Genomic DNA, 22,731 nt, shown 5'->3' with positions numbered 1-22,731 from the left:
AGCAATATTCTTAGGTTAGTATGTGATAATAACTCGCTCACACAATACCGCATTACTTAGCAGGCTGCATTCCGCTAAAGCCCCTTTCACATTATGCACCGATTATATTCTTTACCTTTAGCACCCTCTCTGGATCAATCGCATGCTCATAGCTGGATTTCACACGGACTCCTGTACCAAAGTGAACTTCAGTGACTGGCACCTCATCTAAAAACGCACTGATATTTTCAATTGAAAGACCAGCACCCGCCATGATTTTTAGATGACTATTTGCGGTAAGATCATGCAGGTTCTTTAGCCTTTCTGCTGCATCTGCAGCACTTCTCCTGCCGCCGGATGTAAGGATCCTCGAAATTTGCGGATACTGCTTTAGAGTTTCCAAAGCTGCAAATTGATCATTGGCCTCATCAAAGGCGCGATGGTAAGTAATATCCATTCCATCTGCTGCATTGATTAGCCGCTTTAAATGATCGTTATGTACTTGCTGGTCAGGTGTAAGAACGCCAAGTACTACACCTGCCGCTCCTAATTTATTGCATATTTTAATATCCTGAATCATAATGTCAATGTCTTCTTCAGAATAGCAAAACCCGCGGCTGTGCGGACGGATCATTACATTCACGGGAATCTTTAACTCCTTGCAAACTCTTTCAATAACGCCATAGCCTGGTGTCAGACCGCCCTCTGCGAGCCCGGTTACCAGTTCAATTCTGCCTGCGCCGGCTTCCTCTGCAATTAGCGCATCACTTAGGGTATCTGCGATCACTTCTATTAACATGTTCATGTATCTCCTTTAATCGTGCTCTCCCATTAGTTTGGACTTAATTAATTTAAAGGCAATTTCTCGGACTGGAATATTTCCTGTATAGATCCTACTTCCATTCCAGCATCATTTCGAATAACGGAAGGCCTTAGGTTTCTCAGCTTTTTTATGGTTTCTTGATTGTTATAGTGTATTTGTTCAAGAATAGATGCTACAATGTTTGGCCAGACGTCCTCAGATCCATTTAACACTTTGAGGGCAAATCCAGCCCGTTCTTTTTTTAGTCCGAAGCAATACACACCCTGGGCTCCGCCTTTAGCAACAATATTACTGTCTTCCAATAAAATCGAACAGATAAAATGCTGTGATGCCACCATATTAAACTGGTTATTCATAATGGACGTCATTTTAAAAACTGCCTGCTGCAGCTGAGGATCTTGAATCAGATCGGGACAAGCCAGCTTCAGGTATACTTCTGACATCCTCTTTAAAGGAATGGCAAAAACGGGCGCCCCACAGCCATCAACACCAATATGAATTTTAGAGACAGGAATACCCGATAAATGAGAAAGAATATCCAGGATATGCTTTTGCAAAGGATGGTCTTCTTTCCAGTATCCCTCCACTGGAAATCCCCATTCACGGCATACAGTAATAAATCCCATATGTTTGCCTGCGCAATTGTGATAAAGTTTCCTTTTCTGAATCCCTTGCCTGATCATCTCTTCTCTTGGCTGTATATTTAAAGGATAAGAAGCAGGGCAATAAAGTTCTTCTTCCTTTACAGGGAGTTTTGCAAACATGGATTCCAGAGCTTTAATATGGTAAGGTTCTCCTCGATGGGAAGCTGTGAACAATGCTGCTTCCTGCTCTGTTAATCCGTACTTATCAATTATGTCAGTCAGAAATACGGGCAGCGCCTGGATTGGCTTAGATGCAGAGCGAAAGTATGTGTAATGCTCTTCATCCCCAACCTGATAAAAGGATTCTAATTGATCGTCCACACCGCATATAATCCCGGTATGAATATTCTCAACGATCCCTCCCCTGACTTCCTCTACTAATGCAGTAAATTTCAATTCAGTTCTCTCCTTCTACTCAAGCTCCAGCATAAGATTTTGGGCCTGTATAGCCGCCCCAAGAACAACTCCGGTATCACTCAATTCCGAATATACGATTCTGACCGATTGCTTCAATGGCTCCCATATATATAACTCGCATTTTTGTTCAATGGCTTGCTTCATTTCAGGCAGTTTCTCAATCGTATTGCCGCTCAAGATAATGACTTCAGGATTATACAGACAGAGGAGGTTGCTGATGGCCAATGCAATATAAGTGGAGGCTCTATCCATAATATTCAGAGCCCAGGGCTCCCGGTCCCGGTAGGATTGGAACACATCTTCTATAGAAGAAATTTCCTTCACTTTCCTGCTGTCAGCAAGGATCGCCCCTTCAGAAATATAGGTTGCGAGACAGCCTATTTTGCCGCAATTGCATACATTGCCTGTAGGATCAATCACGGTATGCCCGATTTCCCCTGCATTATTGGTTTCCCCTCTGTAAATGTCTCCATTAAGCATGATGGAAGAGCCAATTCCTGAACCAATGCCTATTAATATGGAATTCTGTGAATCCTTTGCTTTGCCTGTAAAGCTCTCTGCCACAATCTTCATTTTTAATTCATTATCCACTATGACATTAAAAGAGGTAAGCTTTTGAAGATCCTCAGCCAGGCTTGCATCTTTCCACTTTAACTGATCCGATACCTTTACAATTCCGTTTTTATAATCAATATATCCAGGTAAACCAACTGCCAGGCCCATTATTTTATTGGCAGGAATCTCGTTCTCAGTCATGATCTTTTGAATCACAGCATTTATTTTATGAAGCGTTTCCCTATAACTCTCTGATTCATTTCTTTTACTCTTATGTAATGAAACCATTTCTCCAATATAATTGACAATTCCAACTTTCAGCAGGGATTTGTCAATTTCAATGCCAACTGTATAAAGCACATCACCGCGAACTTCCAGCAGGGTTGCTTTTCTCCCTACTCCTGTTGCAACTGCCTCAGTTTCCCTTAGGTAGCCCTGCAGCTGAAGCTCAGTAACAATTCGTGTTATGGAAGTCGGGCTCATCCCCGTCATTTTTGCAATATCAATCCTTGATATAGGAGACTTTGTCTTTAAAATATCAAGAACAAGATTTTTATTTTGTCTTTTCATTAGTAGCTGATCGTGTTTCTCCATTATCCTACCTTCTTTATGCCTGCAGATTTAGACTTCCAACTCTGAAGGTGCATTTAAAGAATCGTGTTGACTCTCGCCTTCATTGGAAAAACCAACATCATCCTTTAAAACTTAATCACTTTTCTGTGCAAGTTCGGTAAGCTTCCAAAAGAGAAATCTCACTTATCCCTTTTGGAAGCTTACGTTGGAAATCCCTATCTCATTATACACTTTGTTCAAAGTATGAATCCATTTACCTAAAGCTTTTGATAAATTCTACCGCTTCTGAAATGTCACTGATTGGATTTTGATTTACTTCTCTTTCAATGGTTAAGTACCCTTGAAAGTTAATTTCGTTTAAAGCATTGAAGTAAGCCTCGAAATCCACATCTCCCCTTCCGAGCGGCAGCTCCCTAAAATACTCACCTGAAGCAACCATTTCTGCCATTTTTTCATGGTCTGTGCCGCCGCCATATCCAAGGAACCCGTATACATCACGTGGATCAGCAGGCTTCAGCCTCTTTCCATCCTTCACATGTGTATGGACAATATAGTCCTTTAGGAGCCTTACACCTTCTGCCGGGTCATCTCCGGTTACCATCACCATATTCGCCGGATCAAAATTAACTGATACCCCGTTAGTGCTCAAAGTATCCAGAAAGTTTTTGAGCCTGGCGGATGGTTCAGGACCTGTCTCAATGGCAAAGTAGGCATTCATGCTTCTAGCGTAAACAGCGAGTTCTTCACATGCAGCCTGCATCGCTTCAAATATGGGGCTGTCCTGCTCTTCAGGAATAATGCCAATATGCGTCGTCACAATATTTGTCCCCAACTCTGCAGCGAGATCCAAAATGCGTTTTGATTTTTCGATCTTAATTGGATTTTGCACAGCATCCTGAAACCCATGCCCCCCAAGGTCACCGCAAAGGGCAGAAATTTCCAGGCCGATGGAATCCAAATAGCTCTTTAGGTTTTTACGGGAATTCTGATCTATATTTTCAGGAGCCATTTCTCCTTCAACTGCATATATTTGTACACCATCAGCCCCCATATCCTTGCAGAGTTTAAGTCCTTCGTAAAGAGGCAGCCGCAGACTATCCACCATGACACCAATTTTATTTGAGAGTTTAACAGTCTTCATTTTAAGCAAATGTCACCTCACTTTTCTTATCAGCCGCTTCATAAATGCCAGCGAGGATTTTCATCATTTCCACCCCATCTTCAACAGGCGCTAATGGATTTGTTCCTGTTATGCAGCTTGAAACAAAGGAATCGATCTGATTCTGAAAAGCATTGGCAAAATCAAAGGTTAAATGATCCATTTGCGGGTGAATATTAAGGATAGTGTTGTTTTCTTCACTAATAATGGCCAATTCAGGCTCCAGTTCTGCGCCGCCTTTGGTGCCATATAATTTGACTCCAATTTCATCTTGTTTCGCATGAAGTGTATAGGATACATCCACAAATAAAGAGGCACCGTTCTCAAACGTAATAAGGGCATTTGCTAAATCTTCTACTGTATTCCGGTCTTTATGATAATCTGCCGCTTTATAAAAACGTAAATTCTCGACATTCCCTCTGTTCCCCAGCTTGCTGTACACATTTCCGGAAATCGACTTTACTTTAGGGCGGCCCATAAGGTACCAGCACACATCGATGACATGGACACCAAGGTCTATTAAGGGACCTCCCCCTGACCGATCCTTGTCTGCAAACCAGCCGCCGGGATTTCCCAGACGGCGCAGGCATGATGCTTTAGCATAGTAAATGTCGCCTAAAGTTCCGTTGTCAACAAAAGCTTTCAGCACTTTTGTATTTGTAGCAAACCTCCGGACGAAACCTACCTGCAGAGTTTTCCCGCTATTCCTTTCAGCTGCTTCCACTTTTAACGCTTCTTCCACATTCATGGCCAAAGGCTTTTCTACCAGAACATGTTTTCCAGCGTTTAGTGCCCCAACAGATATTTCGGCATGGCTATTATTCCAGGTGCAAATGCTTACTGCATCGACATTCGGGTCACTATACACTTCTTCTATATTCCTATATACATGGCTGATTCCATACTCCAGCGCTTTCGCTTCCGCTCTTTCCGCAGAATAATCAAAAACTCCGTACAGAACAGCATCAGAATTGCTGGCAAAGGATTTGAAGTGCATATCAGATATGGATCCGGCTCCTATAATACATACTCTTAAAGGTTCCACTTTCTTCACCCTTTCAAAACCGGCTTAGAATCATTCACTGCCTGCACTTCGTTCCATAACCTTCTTACATTATCCATGCCAATTTTGGAACCAGTCCTGCAATCTTCCATGCCTTCAAATTCCACTGTCAAATAACCGTCAAAACCGGAGCCTTTTATCAATCTAATAATCTCGCGTATATTTAAATCTCCGTGGCCCACGATGGCTCCGCGCAAATAGTTTTCATTTACCGTTCTGAACCATACTCCATCACCCGGATTTTCAAAATATGGGCGAATATAGAAATCTTTTAAATGAACCGTTGCTGCATATTTTAGATTCTTTTTCACCCCAACGAGCGGATCCTCATCAATGCAAAGGAAGTTGCCGACATCGAGAGTTGTTTTGAAGTTTGGACGGTCCACCGCATGAATGACCCGCTGTACACGGTCGCTCGATTGGACATTGAATCCGTGGTTTTCAATAGTTGTCGTAATGCCGTACTGCGCTGCATAATCTGCGATTTGACGGCTTCCTTCTACTAACTTATCAAAATGCTCTTCAAAGTAGTGAATCGTCATTTCTTCCGGCTTCAGCTGAAATGCTGTTACATCATGGCGCATAATCTTAATGCCCATGAGATTAACGATATCCACATGCTCTTTCAGCCTCTCCACTTCTTGTTCGAATGCTTCCTGTGTCGGCTGAACAAAATTGGCCGGAAGGGAGTAGGCAGAAAGTTCAATCCCTGCAGCTTCTGCTCTCTTCTTAATTTGATGTGCCAGCTCTGCATTATCCACAACCGAAAAACCATAAGGGACAATTTCCATATGCTCCCCGCCATTTTCGGCAATCCAGTCAATCACATCCAGAACCGTCATATTGCCATCTCTTAATTCTCTTACTAAACTGTACGTGCTAAGTCCAACCTTCATGAAAATCCTCTCCTATTTCCAGTATTTTTATAGTGAATTTGCAGCAATGCTGATATTAAGCAAAGTGACCGATATATTAAAAATGTGACCGATAAAATTAAATTCTGACCGATATCTCCGAAAACTGAACGTTATAATTAGAAGTCGACCGTTAAACAGAGCAAAGTGACCGATAAAATCCTGCAGAGCGAAAAATCCTTTGGAAAAATCTCATTGGATCAGCACATTTGGCTAATCCATTAAATGACATGCAACAAAATGATCATCAGCCAGCCCTTTTTTCACCTCTGGTTCCACTGTTCTGCAAATATCCATGCAGGCAGGACACCTCGTATGAAAGCGGCACCCGGAAGGAGGGTTAACCGGACTCGGCAAGTCTCCCTGCAGGACAATCCGCTCTCTTCTCAGCCTCGGATCCGGGACTGGAACAGAAGATAACAGTGCTTTTGTATAAGGATGCTGCGGATTTGAGAAGATGACATCCTTCGGGCCTGATTCGACGATGGTGCCAAGATACATGACCCCAATGTTATCGCTGATATGTTCGACTACACTTAAATCATGAGAAATAAATAGATAGGTAAGATTAAATTCAGTCTGTAAATCCTTTAATAAGTTCAGGATTTGAGATTGAATGGAAACATCAAGAGCGGATACGGGTTCATCAGCTATAATGAGCTTAGGCTTCATAATCAGCGCTCTGGCTATGCCGATCCGCTGGCGCTGGCCGCCGCTGAATTCATGAGCATACCGGTCTGCATGATGTTCTGTCAGTCCTACAACTTCGAGCATTTCTGACACTAGATGATTTCGCTCAGCTTTTGATCTTTTCGTATGAATCACAAGAGGTTCAGCAATAATCTCTCTTACTTTCATTCTTGGATTGAGAGATGCATAGGGGTCCTGAAAGATCATCTGCACCTTTTTCCTTACCAATTTCAGCTGTGATTCTTTCTTTTGTGAAATTTCTTCGCCATCAATCCAGATTTCACCGTGGCTGGGAGTCAGCAGTCTTGAGATCAGCCGTCCTGTTGTTGACTTGCCGCACCCGCTTTCTCCAACCAGACTGTATGTAGTTCCTTGCTCGATGCCAAAGGACACATCATGAACTGCCTTTAATGATCTCTTTTTGGAAAACATGCCACCCGGAAGCGTGAATGACTTTTTCAGCCCACTTATTTTCAGCAGTGTCTCAGGCATATACATTCTTCCTCCCTTCTTCAATCATCCAGCAGCTGCACATTCTCCCATTACCCAAATCAGTGGCATGCGGCTCTTCCTCTAAACAAATAGCCATGGCCTCATTGCATCTTGGTGCAAATTTGCAGCCCTTTGGCATATTGCCGGGATCGGGCACATTCCCTTTAATCGATGTCAATTTATCCTTTCTCTGCCCGATTTTTGGAACAGATCCTATCAGTCCTTTCGTATAAGGATGCTGAGGGCTTTCAAATAAATCGAATACATTCGCTTCCTCTACTACTCGGCCTGCATACATGACGGCTACCCGGTCACACATTTCCGCCACTACACCGAGATCATGCGTAATTAATAGAACGGACATGCCTTCCTCTCGCTGCAGCTGTTTCATCAATTCCAATATCTGCGCCTGAATGGTTACATCCAATGCAGTCGTTGGCTCATCGGCTATTAAAAGCTGAGGATTGCAGGACATGGCCATGGCAATCATAATCCTTTGCCGCATCCCCCCGGAGAGCTGATGTGGAAATTCATAAACGATTTCCTCCGCACGGGGAATCCCAACTTTCTTTAAAATAAAAATCACATGCTCCTTCGCCTGTTTTTCGTTTAAAGCAAGATGCAGCCGGATGGGCTCCAGCAGCTGTTCTCCTATTTTCATTACGGGATTTAATGAAGTCATCGGCTCCTGAAAAATCATGGCCATTTGTTTTCCGCGGATCTTTCTCATTTCCCGCTCTGTTTTATGAGTAAGATCCTCGCCTTTGAAGGAAATGCTTCCGCCCGATATTTCTCCGCTTGTGCCTTTAAATAATTTCATGATCGATAGGGAGGTTAAACTTTTGCCGCAGCCGGATTCCCCTACGAGCCCGAGTACCTCTCCTTTATTGATATGAAAACTGACACCCCGCAAGATTTTTAGCTTTTGCTTATCCTTTGTAAATTGCGTCTCCAGCTGGTTGACCTGCAATAGCTTCTCCATTTTTTTCAATCTCCCTTACTCATTCTTCGTTTTAGGGTCCAGGACATCCCGTAGCCCGTCTCCGACAAGATTGAAAGCAAGCACTGTCAAAAAGATTGCTAATCCCGGCATCATGACAACATGGGAAGCTGTTCCTAAATAATCACGGCCAAGGCTGAGCATAGCACCCCAATCCGGTGTTTCAGGACTGGCACCGAGACCCAGAAAACTCAAACTGGAGGCCGCTAAGATTGCCGTTCCAATTCTCATCGTAATAAATACGATTAGGCTTCCAAGAGTTTCAGGAAAAATGTGCTTGAACATAATTCTCCGGTGCGAGGCTCCCATAGATTTCGCCGCTTCCACAAAGACAGTTTCCTTTCCCTCCAATGTCGAGCCCCTTACCAGTCTTGCAAAAGATGGGATGCTGAAAATGGATACCGCAATTACCACATTCGTTAATCCCGGTCCTAAAATGGCCACAATGGCGATTGCCAGCAGCAGATCCGGAAACGCAAACATGACATCACTGCCCCTCATGATAAGACGATCCAGCCAGCCGCCAAAATAACCGCTCATTAGTCCAAGAATGATACCTCCAGCCGCTCCCAAAAAAACAGCCAGAAAACTGACACCAAGCGAAATTCTCGCACCCACAAGAAGCCGGCTGAAAATATCTCGTCCGTATTCATCCGTGCCTGCCCAATGTTCATTGCTGGGACCCTGCAGCGTTGTATTATAATCGGGCTCATACGGATCATAGGGTGCAATATAGGGCCCAATAATGGCGACGATGATTAGCAGCAGTATAAAAATGCTAGCCCCAAATGCCAGTTTTTGCTTTTTCCAATTCTTAAAGAATTCTTTAACAGGTGAGTATTTTTTCTTTGGAATCACTGGGGTATAGGCATTTACTTCTTTTATTATTTCCATGATTCCCCTCCTTTAGGTAACGTAGCGTATTTTCGGATTCAGCATACTGTACATGATGTCTACTATTAAATTAACGAGAATAAATTCAATGGAGAAGAGCAAAAGCTCAGCCTGGATGACAGGATAGTCCCTGAAGGCAATGGAATCAATCAGCAATCGCCCCATCCCCGGAAAGCTAAAAACAGTCTCCACGACGACCGATCCGCCCAGCAGGAAGCCAAACTGCAGCCCGGCAATAGTGACTACAGGAATTAAAGAGTTTCTCAATGCATGCTTTGGAATGACTACAGATTCCTTAAGTCCTTTCGCTCTTCCCGTCCGGATAAAATCTGCTCTTAATGTTTCAAGCAATGATGACCGGGTAAACCTGGCTAGCATGGACATGATGCCTGCGCCCAAAGTGATGGAAGGCAATATATAGCTTTTCCAGCTCTCGGCCCCCCCGGTTGGAAACCACCCCAGCTGGACAGAAAAAATCTGGATAAGAATCAAACCAAGCCAGAATCCCGGCATGGAAATTCCTGATACAGCCGTGACCATCCCAAAATAATCCGGCCATTTATTTTTGAATACCGCAGACAGTGTGCCAATTAACAATCCAAGCACCAATGCCCAGCCCATACTCATGAACGTTAAATAGATGGAGGGCATAAAGCGGTCTGCAAACATCTCTGAAACCGGAAGACCTGTCTTTAAGGAAGTCCCCAAATCTCCTTGAAACAAATTGCTCATGTATGTAATGTATTGATCCCAAATTGGCTGATCGAGTCCCAGTTCCGCCCTGATGATATTGACCTCTTCAAGAGTTGCATCTTTTCCGGCAACTAATCTGGCAGGATCTCCAGGAATTAAATGCGTGAAGAAAAAGATTAATATTGAAACAATAAATAGGATTGGGATCATTTCCAGGATTCTCTTCAAGATATATTGAAGCAAAATGAAAACCCCTTTCTTAGAAAGGAAGAGGCATTGGGTATAATCAGCCTTTGCCTCTTCTGATTGCCCTGCTCTTACTTAAGATTCGCGTCTGTCACATTAATTCCGCCTGTTGGAGAAATGAAGACGCCCTCTACATTGGACCTTGAACCAGCCAGAATCTCATCTACCCCAAGGAAAATCCAAGGTGCATCTTTGTAGATAGCTGATTGAATATTGCTGTAGATTTCTGCCTGCTTGTCAGGATCTGCTGTTTGATTTACCTCTGTTATCCACTTATCTACATCATCATTTTTGTAGTATGCAGTATTGGCTCCATCCGGCGGGAATGAGCTGCTGCTGAACAATGGCTTCGTTGCATTGGTGGTATCGGATGGATACGCAGACCAGCTGACATACCACATTTGCACCTTTGCCTCTTCTGGTGTCTGAGCTCCATAAATTTCATCTGACAATGTGCCTTCTTCCATTGATTTAATCTCAACCGTAATGCCAATTTCTTTTAACTGCTGCTGGATAAACTGCATTCCCTTCAATGTGTCGGAATTGGTGTTACCCCAAATTTCAGCATTGAAGCCATCTTCAAATCCAGCCTCTTTCATTAATTCTTTTGCTTTCTCAATGTTGTGATCATAGGTTTCCTGTTTGGAGTAAAACTGGGTTTTGCTTGGAATAATCGAGTCCAGCGGCAAGCCGTAGCCGGAATTTACGACACTTATAAATGCCTCTTTATTCACTGCATAGTTTATGGCCTGACGGATGCGGACGTCATCATACGGCTCTTTCATTGTATTGATGGATACATATCGGGCAATCGTGGAAGGAATTTTATGAATTTCTACGTCTGAATTGCTCTCCAATTCCTTCAAGTTTTGCACTGGCGCCGGATAGATCACATGTGCTTCGCCTGTTTTAAGCATAGCTACACGAGAGCCATTTTCAGGAACAGGTTTGTACGTAATCTTTTTCACACGATCAGCCTTATTCCAATAATCATCGAATCTTTCAACTGTTAAATGGTCCCCCTGAACCCATTCCACAAACTTGAATGGACCGGTGCCAACTGGTGTTTTGCCGATATCATTAGAAGAATCATTGATCAGCTTCGGGCTTAGGATTTTAGCGGAGACAAATCTTGTCAGCATCCCTGCATATGGTTCTTTTAATGTGACTTTAATCTGATAATCATCAATCACATCAATGCTGGTAATAAGATTAAATCCGCGGCTATTCAATCGGAGGCTTTCATCCTTCATAATCCTTTCAAAGCTGGTTTTAACTGCCTCCGCATTGAACGGCTCCCCATCATGGAAGGTAACACCCTGACGCAGTTTGAATGAATATTCCAGTGCATTATCACTGACACTGTATTCCTCAGCCAGCTGCGGAATGATTTGCCCTTCTTCATCCGATCCCAGCAGTCCCTCTAACATGGCTGTCTGAACGGAATTTGAATTCGTATCGCCCGTATTATGCGGGTCCATCGATATAAAGTTTTCATTTACCGCAATCACTAATTCCTCTTCTTTCGGGCTTGAAGAGCTTCCGGAGCTTTCCTTCTCATCCGTTCCACTTTCTTTGCTGGAGCAGCCAGCCATCAGTACCAAGGAAATCAAAACAACAAATAGCGTTTTCCACACGTTTACCCTTCTCAAATTGCTTTCCCCCTCGAACAATTTTGTTTTTTTGTTTTTCTTGGAAGTTCATTCAAAAGATTTAAGAAGTGCTAGTTCTTAACAGGCCAGATAACAAAGCTGCAACTTAAATCTCCAGATAATTATTTTCACCAAGTTAATAAGTATGCAAAAAAAATATGTATTTTAGCGTTTTTTAGTTTATTTTACATATTATTTTCTCCAGTGATGAAAATAATTAAATTTATTATAGAATGATAATCTCGTAATTTCAATATTAAATTCTGAAAATTTTATATTTTTTATTTTTATATACTGTATCTCTACTCTTTCTTTTTATTTAATTCCGTTACAAGGCAGAGAAATACCGACCTTATTCAAGCGGGAAATTAAAATCCAATAGACAAAGTCCCAGATCCATTTTTGAATACAGTTATATAAATTCAATACTGGAGGTTAAAAAATGGAACAAAGCTATAGCCGTCCCCCACAGCATCTCGCTTGGCACGAAACACTGGAAATCCATGAATTAGTCGCTTTTCAATCTATTGGACTTATGAAACTAAAAAAAGCATACCGGGAAATAACTGACCCGGAATTAAAGGAAATATACAGGCTGTCCATTAATGCCCTAAGCAAAAATATCAGCGAGCTTCTTCAGTTTTATCCCATGGCTCCAAGATCGGATCGATTTGATGGGGATAGAGTGGATAAACTGCCATTTTATTCAGGGGATTTATTAGGCCTATCCAAAACTTCGGTCAGGAATTATGCAATAGCCATTACCGAAACAGCAACGGATTCAGTAAGAATTGTATTAACTAAACATCTTATGGGAGCAATTGATTTACACGCGAAAATTTACCAGTATATGTATAAAAGAGGCTTTTATCCTTCTTACAATTTAAACAAATTACTTAATAACGATGTTAACCTTGCAAATAAAGCTCTTTCTGAACCTATTTAACGCATTAAATCAGATTCCAATATGAACTTAAGGATATCTGATTCTTTTTGACGATCCCTGGGTCACCTGATGAATGAGTATATCGGAACAATATCCCAGATTGAAGTGCTTATCTTCAGATTTTTGGCCACTGTTAATTTCAACAAGATCATATGAACTTGCCACTAGGATCTATCATTTCATACTTGTTGCCTGGATAATCGTCCCTTTCCCTCAAATCCATTGAAAACATTAAATTTGATAATCACCGAAATTCTTCTCATAAAATTAATAGACCAGGTATATCAGCACCTGGTCAGATTCTGGCTTATTTATATATACACTAAGCTGTATTCAGCTTTCTCTTAATCCTGGCAGCAAAGACTTCAAGGGTAATCGCAACGGCCAGAATAAAATAAGTAATAGCCCCGATTTCCCTCATATCCAGGTAAAAGCTGCTTGCCATGAACATGTCAAATCCGATACCGCCGGCTCCTGCTGCTGCTCCCATGGCAACGGCTACCGCAAAGTTAATCTCAAAGCGGAGAAATGTCCAGGAAATCATATAAGTGATGGAAGATGGGATAACCGCTTGAAAGACAATTTGCCACCAATTGGCTCCGCTGGCCTGCAGGGCTTCAATCACTCCCCTGTCCAATTCTTCAAAGGACTCCGAATAGGCTTTGATCAGATAACCGATCGAGTGGAAGGTCATTCCAATAACTGCAGCTGTACTTCCAAGACCGGCTGCAACCGCGAAGATCAGCACCCACAGGACGGTCGGCACGGCTCTAATAAAGGCTACCATGCTTTTAATGACTATTGAAACCCTTTTCGAAGACAGGTTCTCAGCGGCCAGCAATCCGAATAGGACTGCAATTATGGCGCCAAATAAGGTTGTCAGGAAAGCCAGCCCAAGTGTGACCATGACTTGATAAAGGGCATGCCCAAAGGAGAAATGCTTTAAGTGCGGTTCAAGGAATATAGTTTTCAAATTGGCGAATGTGCCGAGAAGCGCATCCATAAAGTCCAGTTCCTTATAATCAAAGCTGTAAAATGCATAGACTGTCAGCGCAGCCAGAATAAAGAGGGTTAATCTCGTTACTATGGCCGCTTTGTTCAAAGGCTTAGCCGGCATTCTTTTGCCAAGCAGATGATCGGCTGGTGCCGTTACATTATTCAGCTGTTCCTTCACCTCCATTACAATATCACCTTCCTTACATAATTGGATGCATATTCGATCAAAAGGATAGCAGCAATGATGACAACAACAACCAGACTTGCTGTGTCATAAGCCAAACTTTTATAGTACAAGTTGAATGTAAATCCGATTCCAGATCCTGTCAGCAGTCCAATTAATGTGGCACTGCGGATATTCGTTTCAATCATGAACAAAATCCAGCTGATTAATTGCGGAATGCTTGATGGAATTACAGATTGAAAGATGATGGAAAAGTAGCCTGCGCCTGTCGCTTTTAAAGCCTCCACAGAACCCCCGCTCACTTCATCAATTGTTTCGGTAAAAGCTCTGGTCAAGAATCCAAATGACCCAAAAAACAAAGCAAAATAGCCTGTTAACGCGCTCTGTCCAAATGAAAACAGCAAAATCAGCGCCCATGCGGCAACATCGATGTTTCGAAAGACAGTGGCAATTCCTCTTGTAATCGCTCCAAAAAAGGCATTTACCCTTGTTGTATTCGAACCGAAAATGGAAAATAACAGGGCGAACACAGCAGCTGCTGTCGTAGCTGCAATCGAAACCAGGAGTGTTTCCTGCAGCTTTTCAAGAATAACTGGCAGCTTTTCTAAGGATTCTGCGGTTGGATAGAAGTTTGCCATTCCCCATTGAATGGCTTTCGGGATTGAAGCAAAGCCCTTTAATGCATTGTACTCAGTAATGATCATGGCAAGGATCGTAACGGCACCAAGGAGTAATAGGAAGGCAAGTGTGTTTCGTTTTTTCTTAGCAAAGATATCAGCCTGCATGTATGCCTCCAATGTCAAAGATTAAATCTTCTGCTTCCGATCCATATATTCGCTGAATGTCTTCTGAAGTCAGGCCTTTAGCCGAACCGTTATACACAACCTGCCCCTTGTTAATGCCGATGATTCTGTCCGAATACTTGATGGCTACATCTACCTGATGAAGATTCACAATAACGGTAATGCCCATTGTTGCTGTAACCTTCTTTAAATAGTCCATAATCACTTTTGCCGAATTAGGATCAAGGGACGCAATGGGCTCGTCGCATAAAAGCATCCGCGGATTTTGGATAAGCGCACGGGCAATGCCAACCCGCTGTTTTTGCCCGCCGCTTAATTGGTCTGCGCGCTTATAAATCATTTCGTTCAGGCCAAGCACATTCAAAATCTGGGCTGCCTGCTGCTTTTCCTCTTTGCTGTAATATCCAATAACGCCAGCCAGTGTTGATTTGGTTCCCAATATTCCGTGCAGCGTGTTTTCGATTACCGATAATCGATTCACTAAGTTATAGTGCTGAAAGATCATGCCAATTTTGGTGCGGACCTGCTTTAATTCTTTTTTCTTCAGGTCCATTACATGGAGATCCTGGAAGCGGATTTCTCCGCCAGTAGCATCAATCATGCGGTTGAGGCAGCGGAGAAGTGTTGATTTCCCTGCTCCAGATGGGCCGATAATGGAAACAAACTCCCCTTCCTGGACTGAGAAGCTTACATCAGTTAATGCTTTCGAATCTTTGCCAAATTGCTTTGTAAGGTGATTAACTTCCAATAATGCTGTCATGAGTTAACCCCTCCTATCCAATTGTTTTATCCCGCTTTAATGGGCAGAAGATTTCATCACTCTGTTCTAACTGCAAATAAATCTGGATTGTTAGCAAATTTATAATTTTATCCGAAAATAAATTAGGACTATACGCAAATAATTTTCTATTCTATGCAAATAAATTAAAGTCATCAGCGGGGAATGAAAGCCCCCACTGATGAATGCTTACCTTTATTTTGCAAGCTCGCGGATCGGGTTGAACCACTCATCTTCTACTTCAACCAGACGCTCATTTCCTGACTTTTTGCTGAATAATCCGGAAAATTCGGATTCCTCCGGAACGAAGATTTTTTCGTTACTTGCCACTTCATCGGAAGTCATGATTTCTCGCAGCTGTGTTTGGTCTTCTTCGCTCAAAGTACCGGAATTGATCACAAATGGTGCATTTAAAACAGGTGTTACTGAGATTAAGCTGAATTCTTTTCCGGCAACCGTGTTCAATGGCTCAGCAGCATCATCTTTCACTTTATACACTGCGCCTTGCTTGTTCGCTTTACCCTCTGCCAGTTCTACATAATTGTTCACACATGTATCACAGAATGCCGCCACGTCCGCTTTGCCGCTTAATAGATTGACAGCAGAACCCTGGTGAGAGCCGCCGAATAATACTTCACTGAAGAACTTGTCCTCTCCGCCCTCTAGTAAATCCTCAGCTGTCAAACTCTTAAACTCTTCTTTCGCGCTGAAATAATCAGTAATGCCTGTAGATGGAACCTTGAATCCTGATGTGGAACTGTTCGAAACAAAGGAGAATCTCTTTCCTTGAATATTGTCTATGGCAAATTCCCCGCCATTTTTGTATTCATCCGCATTTTCCTTCTGAACAGCCAGCCAGCTGTAATATACAGCATCCTCCAGAGTGCCTGACTCGCCGCTTGGAACAACCAGCGGAAGGACCTTTTCATTTTTGTTATGGGCTTCTATGTATCCTTGTGCACCAAGGAACGCCATATCTGCATTGCCGTTTGCAATCGCTTCAATTGCCACAATATAATCAGTCGTTGTTTGATGTTCTACTGTCTTGCCTGTTTTCTCTTCTATTAATTTTCCAATTTCGTCACGGGCTTCGGTTAAATCAGCACCTGATTCGTTTGGAAGCCAAGCGATCGTCAGTGTATCGTCCTTTTCTGAGTTTGCAGTAAACGAACAGCCTGTAAATACCACTGTCATAGCCATAGAAAGCAGAAATAACGCCATATTCTTCATGATTTTTCCCCTCTCTTATTTGGAAAATTTTTTATAATACCATTGACCTAACTATAGCGAAAGAATGTTAATCTACTGATAAGGCACTATGAGAAATGGTAAAGCATTGGTAAAGAATTAATGAGATAATGTAAATACGCCATTCTGCATGTTGTATTCCCTGTCACATAAGTTGTTCATAAATTCGAGATCATGGAAGATTCCCAGCATCGACGTACCTCCATGCATTAATTGTTCTATTAAAATTTTCACCTTGATTTTAGATTCATAGTCCAGGCTTGCCGTCGGTTCATCCAAAAGAAGCAGCCTTGGCTTCTTGACCATCGCCCGGGCAATGTTGAGCCTGAGTTTTTCCCCGCCAGAAAAGGTGGCAGGATAGCTGTCCCATAGCTCTGGATCCAGCTCGAAATGAGAAAGGATCTGCTCTGTCTCTTTCTCAGCATGAACCTGGTCCCGTCCCATTTCAACAATGGCCTGCTTTACAAGCTGTCTGGCAGTCGTTCTTGGCATAACAGTCAGAAATTGAGATACATAGCCTATTTCATGCTTGCGCAAATAAATCATTTGTCTATTTGTTGCCTCTGCAATATTGAGAGGACCGAACTTTTTGGAATTGTACCAAATGCTTCCTTGCTGAAGTCTGTATGTTCCAAAAATACATTTCAGGATTGTTGATTTTCCGCTCCCGCTTTTTCCAGTAATCCCAACAAAGTCTCCTTCCCCCAATCTGATATCAATGCCGCTCACTGCATGGACATTCTTCCCGAGATTATGAAGGGTAAATGATTTGGACAGTTCCCTGATTTCCAATAGATTTTCCACCAATCCACCTGCTTTCTCTCAAAGTAGTATTAAATTCTGTAATTCGTTTTTTGAATCAGCCTCCCATCAACGAATACGCCCGTGATTACCGGAAAATCGTCTGCCAATTTTTCAATGATCAAAAGGTCTGCTTTTTTTCCTTCCTCGATTGAACCGATTTCCTCATCCATGTTCACGGCTTTTGCCGGATTAATGGTGACAAGCCTGATCATGTCTGCCAGATCCATCCCATAATTTCTTACCAGTTCAAAAATGGCATGAAGCATGGCAGCCGGATAATAGTCGCTGCACAATATATCAATCGACTCATTCTGAATTGCATCTGCTGCACCCAGATTACCGCTATGGGAGCCTCCAAGCAGAACATTTGGTGCACCGGCCACTGTATACATGCCAAGCTCCTTCGCCTTGCAGGCTACCTCCTGGGTAATCGGGAATTCACTGATGTTCGTGCCAAAGCTTTTGACCAGATCCAGTTTTTCGAAACTGTCATCATCATGTGAAGCAACCGCTATATTATGTGCCCGTGCGTGCTCTGCGATCTCCTTCATATCCTCAGCAGAAAGCTTTTCCTTCGTTTGGTGATTTCGGATTAAAACGTCTATAGCAGCATCGCTCATACTGTTATAGCTTTTAACCGTGTTCCGATAAATTTCCAGATGACGATATTGCCCTTGTCCGGGTGTATGGTCCATAAACGAAATCAGGTGCACCTTATCTTCGCTTATATAACTTTTGAGGTTTTCGATTTCATCCACATTATCAATTTCCATTCGTGCATGGAAGCGATGGCGAACAAGATGCTTCGTACTGTGCGTTTCATCTATCAGGTCAATGAGTTTTCTGACATTTTCCGGTTCCCTAATCGGCTTGTAGGCATATTCTGTTTCTTTAAATAGGGAAAGGGAGTGGAACATCGTTGTGATTCCATGGGATATGAGCTCCTTCTCTGCTTCCCTGAGACTTAAATGAAAGTTCATTAATGAGGTTGGCCTCGGTGCCGCCATATGCTCAATATAGTCGGAATGGATATCGATAAATCCAGGTGAGACATAGCCGCCCGCTGCATCGATCACTTCCATGGAATCTTCAAATTTCATTTCCCCCCTTGGAGCAATTCTGCTGATCTTATCATTCTCAATCAGAAGATCATAGCCTTGCAAAATAGTATCCTCTGTAATAAGTTTTCCGTTCGTAATGACGTACAATATGCTTCCCCCTAATTTGAAATGAATTATATTCCGATTAGCCTTAAAGAAGCGAATGAACCAGGCTTTGAGTAAATGGAGCTTGAGGATCTTCGAGTATCTGATCTGTCAGCCCCTGTTCAATGACCTGTCCCTCCAGCATGACCAATGTTCTGTCCGCAAGCATCCGGATAACGCCCAAATCATGCGAAACCAGCACAATACTAATATTCATCTCTCTCTGCAGGCTTTTAATTAAATCCAAAACACTTGCTTGTACAGATAGATCCAGTCCGGTCGTAACCTCATCCAAAAGGAGAATCGGAGGCTGATTAGAAAGTGCCTTGGCAATTTGCACACGCTGCTGCATTCCCCCGGAAAAATTCTTTGGAGCTTCTTTGCGGCGATGGACGGGAATATTCACCTTGCTGAGCAGCTCTGATCCCCTGTCTTCCATCATTCCCACATTCCTGCTGCCGGCTGCAATCAATTTTTCGGCAATATTTCCAATCGAAGAAAAGTCGATTCTTAATCCCGATAGAGGGTTTTGATAGACTTTGCCCATTAAGTGGTTGCGGATATACCGTTTTTGCTGGGAGGATTCCTCAAAAAGATTATTCAGCCCATTCTGGTAGGAAGAAATATACGCCTCCCCTGAGGTCGTTTCCTGGTCAAAGTACAGGCATTGCATTAAGGTGGACTTGCCGCTTCCGCTTTCCCCTACAATTCCAAGCACTTCTCCAGGGTAGACATCAAATGACACATCCCTGCACGCATAGACCGTTCCGCACACACTACAGTAATTTTTGATCAGGGTCAAAGGCTCAGGGTTTCTGCAATGATCGCAGCCGGGACCGAATTGCTTGTTTAAGTTTTTTATAGATAAGACCGGAACCTCAAATTCAGTCATTTAATTCACTCCTGCCTTTTCATCTTTGTTTAATATTTCATAACAATAGCTGGTATCATTGCATTGATAATACACCTCTCCTGTTGCCTCATCGATCAGTTCGTCAAGGAACACTCCCTCAGAGCCGCACAATCTGCAGCATTTCCCATCAAAACTTTCCTTTTCAAACGGATAATCTTCAAAATCAAGGGAAACGATTCTCGTAAATGGCGGAACTGCATATATCTTCTTTTCGCGGCCTGCTCCCAATAATATGAGTGCTTCGTTTTCATCCATTTTCGGATTATCAAAGCGTGGGATCGGGCTTGGTGCCATTACATAGCGGCCGTGAACCATGACCGGATGATCTGCACCTGTTGTCATGCTTCCGTATTTCATGATTTGTTCAAAGAGCATGAGCCAGGCACCGCTGTATTCTTTTTCTGCATGAAGCTTTTTCGTTTCATGCTCACTGGATTCAAAATATCGGAGCGGTTCAGGAAGCGGTACCTGCAGTACAAGGATTTGTTCCTTTTTCAGCGGTACCTCCGGGATTCTGTGCCGTGATTGAATAATGGTCGCCTGAGAAGTATGTTCCGTTATTTGAACACCTGTTGTATCTGATACAAGCTTTTTAATACTGACTGCATTGACAGATTCATCTGAGCCCTGATCAATGACCTTCAATACATCTTCTCTCCCGATCAATGAGAGTGTCAGCTGCAGGCCTCCTGTCCCCCATCCCCTTCCAATCGGCATTTCCCTTGAAGCAAATGGAACCTGATAACCCGGGAGTGCAATCGCTTTTAATGTGGCTCTTCTAATTTCCCGCTTCGAACCTTCGTCAAAGAAAGCAAAGTTATAGGCGTTAATCATATGCCTGCACCTCCTCACGTTCGTCTGCTTTCGCTTTTGTCTTTCTCACACTGTCAAGCTTCGACTGGAACGTTACATAATGCGGCATTTTCAAATGTGATATGAAGCCAGTTGACTCGACAGAATCAATATGGAAGAGGACAAATTCCTCATTATGGCTTGGGAAGCTATTATCAGGATGCTCCAGACAATTATCCAGAATGCCCATAGCGATGGCTTTTGTCTCATTCTGTCCGAAACATAATCCGTATCCGATTTCAAACTCCAATTCCTTTTTCCCTTTCTCCTTTTCGGTCATAAAAGGCATAAGCATTTCCGCTTCTGTTGTTTTTATATCACCAATGTAATAGTCATCTTCATCGTTGCCCTCTTCATTCGGATGGCCCACGTATATTGGCAGGCTTCCAACTCTTAGCTCACCAACAGTCGGATGCAGAGCGCCATAGCCTCTGATAACCGCATATGCCAGTGAAGTAACAGCCCCTGTTTCTCCCCTTGTCAAAATTTGCAGGCGCTGGCTGCGGCTTGATGGAAAGTCAAGGCTTTCCCTCGTCACATCATCCGGCTCAGCATCATTGTTTTCAAGTGGAGGAATCAAGCCTTCTTTCCTCAAATAATCCAGCACCTTCGGTAATATAAGATCAGGCTCCTGCAGCAGTTCATCAAATGGGTTATTGTCTGAAGCATAAGATGAAAGCCATTCTTTTACCATCTTTTCCGTTTCCTTCATCAGATTGAAATCCAGGAGCCGGTGAGTATAATCAGTTGTCGCCCCTAAAATCTGGCCGCCGGGAATATCCTTGAAGCTTGCTGAAATCCGGCGTTCAACCTTCATTTCCCCGGTTTCAATGATTTTCGAGCAGTACTTTCTCGGCAGGGTTGAGCGGTATGCGCGGAGCAGGAATACCGCCTCTTCCGGATTTCCTTCAGCCTGCTTGATCGCTAATGCAGCAAGCTTTTCATTATATAAGCTGCCCTCTGACATCACTTGATCGATTAACCCTCTCATCCCTGCTTCAATCTGTCCGGTTTCCAGCACTTGCTCCTTATGCAGCCTTTCATATTTCAATCGTTTAATCGACTCTTCAATGGCCTGTGTCCCGCCTTTTACCGCTACATAACCCATTCCTTCTCCACCTCCCTGCTTTCTGTTATTTGAGTCGTTCTTGGCAGTGATAATAGCTGATGATTTCGGTCCACGAATACCAGGTCCACCCCTGTTGGATACTCCCTATTTTTTTCATTGCGTTTTTCAATCCAATCCCCTGCCAGTTCTACATTGATTCCTATTTTTGTTTGAATGCCGGGTCCACTTAATAGCAGGTTGTCACCTTCAGTAATCGCACCAGTTTCTGCTATAATCACTGCGGATTTATGCGGGTTTGCGAACGTGCCTGGATTCGCATTTTCAATGGCATGTTCCAGATACCCTGCCCCGGCATCCTTCAGGAGAAATAAATAATCTGCCTGATCCGCTTGCACCGCTTTTGCGAATGTTAATTGATTGATTTCTCCCTCAACTGCTTCAGCCTCACTGCCATACACTTTAAATGTAACCTCAGGATCAAGCAGCGTTAGCGCCAGCAGTAAGAGCGATCTGGAGCAGCCAGCTGCATTCTCCCCGTCAAGCAATGCAGCTTCCTTGCCCAGGTCTGATATCAGCCCTGGCCTTGATGTGGAATCGACTAATTTTCTATATACAGATTGCAGGTCATGAACAACATCTAATTTCAACGCCTGTTCCTCCTTCTATTAAACATCCATCGTCTCAAAGCTGACTTTTGTTCTCAAAATAGCTTCATTCTTTGCTTTTCTATTCTGTTCTATATAGTACTTTTCAATTTCGAGTATCCCGGCCCATGGTTTGGTTTCGGGAAGATCCCCGAGAAATGCCGCATCAATCACGGCAAGATGATAAGCCAGATCTGGATGATCGCCTTTCACAATCCCTATGCCGATCTTTCCTTCCACCTTTGCCTTGCATTCTGTCACCAGAACTTCCCCTAAATAAAACAGGCTGTTCCTGGAAGTCTCCCGAACCTTTAACATCACAAGCCCATTTTCCGGTTCCTGTATAACAGAAACTGAATATTTTTGCTCAATTTCTTTCGCTAAAGATTTTGCCAATTCATGTGAACCTTCAATCAAAATTTCTGTTCGCTGTTTTCTTTTCACCTTTTGGCCTCCATCTGTTTTTGTTCTGCATCTTAAATCTATCTTGTTGCC

Annotated in this window: 23 protein-coding genes; 1 reads left to right on the top strand and 22 read right to left on the bottom strand. The window is 43.0% G+C overall.

The genetic code is table 11. The features are described 5' to 3' along the window. Window positions 1-91: 91 nt before the first annotated feature. From DFO72_RS10110 to DFO72_RS10060, 11 genes are all read right to left on the bottom strand, one after another. The gene (locus DFO72_RS10110) at window positions 92-778 is read right to left on the bottom strand and encodes a copper homeostasis protein CutC (RefSeq protein ID WP_113881575.1); all 687 of its coding nucleotides are present in this window, start codon (window positions 776-778) and stop codon (window positions 92-94) included. 47 nt (window positions 779-825) lie between these two features. Beyond that, the gene (locus DFO72_RS10105; protein ID WP_113881574.1) at window positions 826-1,842 is read right to left on the bottom strand and encodes an asparaginase; all 1,017 of its coding nucleotides are present in this window, start codon (window positions 1,840-1,842) and stop codon (window positions 826-828) included. 15 nt (window positions 1,843-1,857) lie between these two features. Beyond that, complete coding sequence (locus DFO72_RS10100) at window positions 1,858-3,012, bottom strand: ROK family transcriptional regulator (protein ID WP_113881573.1); 1,155 nt, start codon at window positions 3,010-3,012, stop codon at window positions 1,858-1,860. A gap of 232 nt (window positions 3,013-3,244) precedes the next feature. Beyond that, window positions 3,245-4,132, bottom strand: coding sequence for a sugar phosphate isomerase/epimerase family protein (locus tag DFO72_RS10095; RefSeq protein WP_113881572.1), 888 nt, complete (start codon window positions 4,130-4,132; stop codon window positions 3,245-3,247). A gap of 1 nt (window position 4,133) precedes the next feature. After that, a complete protein-coding gene (locus tag DFO72_RS10090) occupies window positions 4,134-5,195 on the bottom strand; it encodes a Gfo/Idh/MocA family protein (protein WP_113881571.1) in 1,062 nt (353 codons plus the stop codon). Window positions 5,196-5,200: 5 nt separating this feature from the next. Further along, window positions 5,201-6,109 carry a sugar phosphate isomerase/epimerase family protein gene (locus DFO72_RS10085; protein WP_113881570.1) on the bottom strand — a complete coding sequence of 303 codons (909 nt, stop codon included), beginning with the start codon at window positions 6,107-6,109 and terminating at the stop codon, window positions 5,201-5,203. Between the two features lie 231 nt (window positions 6,110-6,340). Next, a complete protein-coding gene (locus DFO72_RS10080) occupies window positions 6,341-7,309 on the bottom strand; it encodes an ABC transporter ATP-binding protein (protein ID WP_113881705.1) in 969 nt (322 codons plus the stop codon). Further along, a complete protein-coding gene (locus DFO72_RS10075; RefSeq protein WP_113881569.1) occupies window positions 7,302-8,291 on the bottom strand; it encodes an ABC transporter ATP-binding protein in 990 nt (329 codons plus the stop codon). The genes DFO72_RS10080 and DFO72_RS10075 overlap by 8 nt, the downstream gene beginning before the upstream one ends. Window positions 8,292-8,306: 15 nt before the next feature. Next, the gene (locus DFO72_RS10070) at window positions 8,307-9,203 is read right to left on the bottom strand and encodes an ABC transporter permease (RefSeq protein WP_113881568.1); all 897 of its coding nucleotides are present in this window, start codon (window positions 9,201-9,203) and stop codon (window positions 8,307-8,309) included. A gap of 12 nt (window positions 9,204-9,215) precedes the next feature. Continuing rightward, window positions 9,216-10,139: a nickel ABC transporter permease gene (gene nikB, locus DFO72_RS10065; protein ID WP_113881567.1), complete on the bottom strand. Its 924-nt coding sequence runs from the start codon at window positions 10,137-10,139 to the stop codon at window positions 9,216-9,218. 74 nt (window positions 10,140-10,213) lie between these two features. Then, window positions 10,214-11,794, bottom strand: coding sequence for a glutathione ABC transporter substrate-binding protein (locus tag DFO72_RS10060; protein WP_113881566.1), 1,581 nt, complete (start codon window positions 11,792-11,794; stop codon window positions 10,214-10,216). Window positions 11,795-12,236: 442 nt separating this feature from the next. Here DFO72_RS10060 and DFO72_RS10055 point away from each other — a divergent pair, with 442 nt between their 5' ends. Continuing rightward, a complete protein-coding gene (locus DFO72_RS10055) occupies window positions 12,237-12,740 on the top strand; it encodes a spore coat protein (RefSeq protein WP_113881565.1) in 504 nt (167 codons plus the stop codon). Window positions 12,741-13,062: 322 nt separating this feature from the next. On the opposite strand, the gene DFO72_RS10050 is transcribed toward DFO72_RS10055, so the two are convergent. From DFO72_RS10050 to phnG, 11 genes are all read right to left on the bottom strand, one after another. Further along, window positions 13,063-13,920, bottom strand: coding sequence for a PhnE/PtxC family ABC transporter permease (locus tag DFO72_RS10050; RefSeq protein WP_113881564.1), 858 nt, complete (start codon window positions 13,918-13,920; stop codon window positions 13,063-13,065). Then, window positions 13,920-14,705 carry a PhnE/PtxC family ABC transporter permease gene (locus tag DFO72_RS10045; protein ID WP_113881563.1) on the bottom strand — a complete coding sequence of 262 codons (786 nt, stop codon included), beginning with the start codon at window positions 14,703-14,705 and terminating at the stop codon, window positions 13,920-13,922. The genes DFO72_RS10050 and DFO72_RS10045 overlap by 1 nt, the downstream gene beginning before the upstream one ends. Beyond that, window positions 14,695-15,483 carry a phosphonate ABC transporter ATP-binding protein gene (phnC, locus tag DFO72_RS10040; protein ID WP_113881562.1) on the bottom strand — a complete coding sequence of 263 codons (789 nt, stop codon included), beginning with the start codon at window positions 15,481-15,483 and terminating at the stop codon, window positions 14,695-14,697. Before phnC ends, DFO72_RS10045 begins: the two co-directional genes overlap by 11 nt. A 213-nt stretch (window positions 15,484-15,696) precedes the next feature. Next, window positions 15,697-16,731: a phosphate/phosphite/phosphonate ABC transporter substrate-binding protein gene (gene phnD / locus DFO72_RS10035; protein ID WP_113881561.1), complete on the bottom strand. Its 1,035-nt coding sequence runs from the start codon at window positions 16,729-16,731 to the stop codon at window positions 15,697-15,699. 117 nt (window positions 16,732-16,848) lie between these two features. Continuing rightward, window positions 16,849-17,553 carry a phosphonate C-P lyase system protein PhnL gene (locus tag DFO72_RS10030; protein WP_113881560.1) on the bottom strand — a complete coding sequence of 235 codons (705 nt, stop codon included), beginning with the start codon at window positions 17,551-17,553 and terminating at the stop codon, window positions 16,849-16,851. A 29-nt stretch (window positions 17,554-17,582) separates the two neighbouring features. Beyond that, window positions 17,583-18,761 carry a phosphonate metabolism protein PhnM gene (gene phnM, locus DFO72_RS10025; RefSeq protein WP_113881559.1) on the bottom strand — a complete coding sequence of 393 codons (1,179 nt, stop codon included), beginning with the start codon at window positions 18,759-18,761 and terminating at the stop codon, window positions 17,583-17,585. A 43-nt stretch (window positions 18,762-18,804) separates the two neighbouring features. After that, window positions 18,805-19,650, bottom strand: coding sequence for an ATP-binding cassette domain-containing protein (locus DFO72_RS10020; RefSeq protein WP_113881558.1), 846 nt, complete (start codon window positions 19,648-19,650; stop codon window positions 18,805-18,807). Then, window positions 19,651-20,505 carry an alpha-D-ribose 1-methylphosphonate 5-phosphate C-P-lyase PhnJ gene (locus DFO72_RS10015; protein WP_113881557.1) on the bottom strand — a complete coding sequence of 285 codons (855 nt, stop codon included), beginning with the start codon at window positions 20,503-20,505 and terminating at the stop codon, window positions 19,651-19,653. Further along, window positions 20,498-21,631: a carbon-phosphorus lyase complex subunit PhnI gene (locus DFO72_RS10010; protein ID WP_113881556.1), complete on the bottom strand. Its 1,134-nt coding sequence runs from the start codon at window positions 21,629-21,631 to the stop codon at window positions 20,498-20,500. The genes DFO72_RS10015 and DFO72_RS10010 overlap by 8 nt, the downstream gene beginning before the upstream one ends. Next, a complete protein-coding gene (gene phnH, locus DFO72_RS10005) occupies window positions 21,619-22,239 on the bottom strand; it encodes a phosphonate C-P lyase system protein PhnH (RefSeq protein ID WP_113881555.1) in 621 nt (206 codons plus the stop codon). Before phnH ends, DFO72_RS10010 begins: the two co-directional genes overlap by 13 nt. Before the next feature lie 18 nt (window positions 22,240-22,257). Continuing rightward, window positions 22,258-22,680 (bottom strand): phosphonate C-P lyase system protein PhnG, encoded by a 423-nt coding sequence (gene phnG, locus DFO72_RS10000; RefSeq protein ID WP_113881554.1) that lies wholly within the window; start codon window positions 22,678-22,680, stop codon window positions 22,258-22,260. Between the last annotated feature and the right edge of the window lie 51 nt (window positions 22,681-22,731).

The sequence above is a fragment of the Cytobacillus oceanisediminis genome, from assembly GCF_004366035.1.
GTDB lineage: Bacteria > Bacillota > Bacilli > Bacillales > Cytobacillaceae > Cytobacillus > Cytobacillus oceanisediminis_C.
Note: the sequence above shows the minus strand (reverse complement) of the source record. Positions and strands in the feature narration are given on the sequence as shown.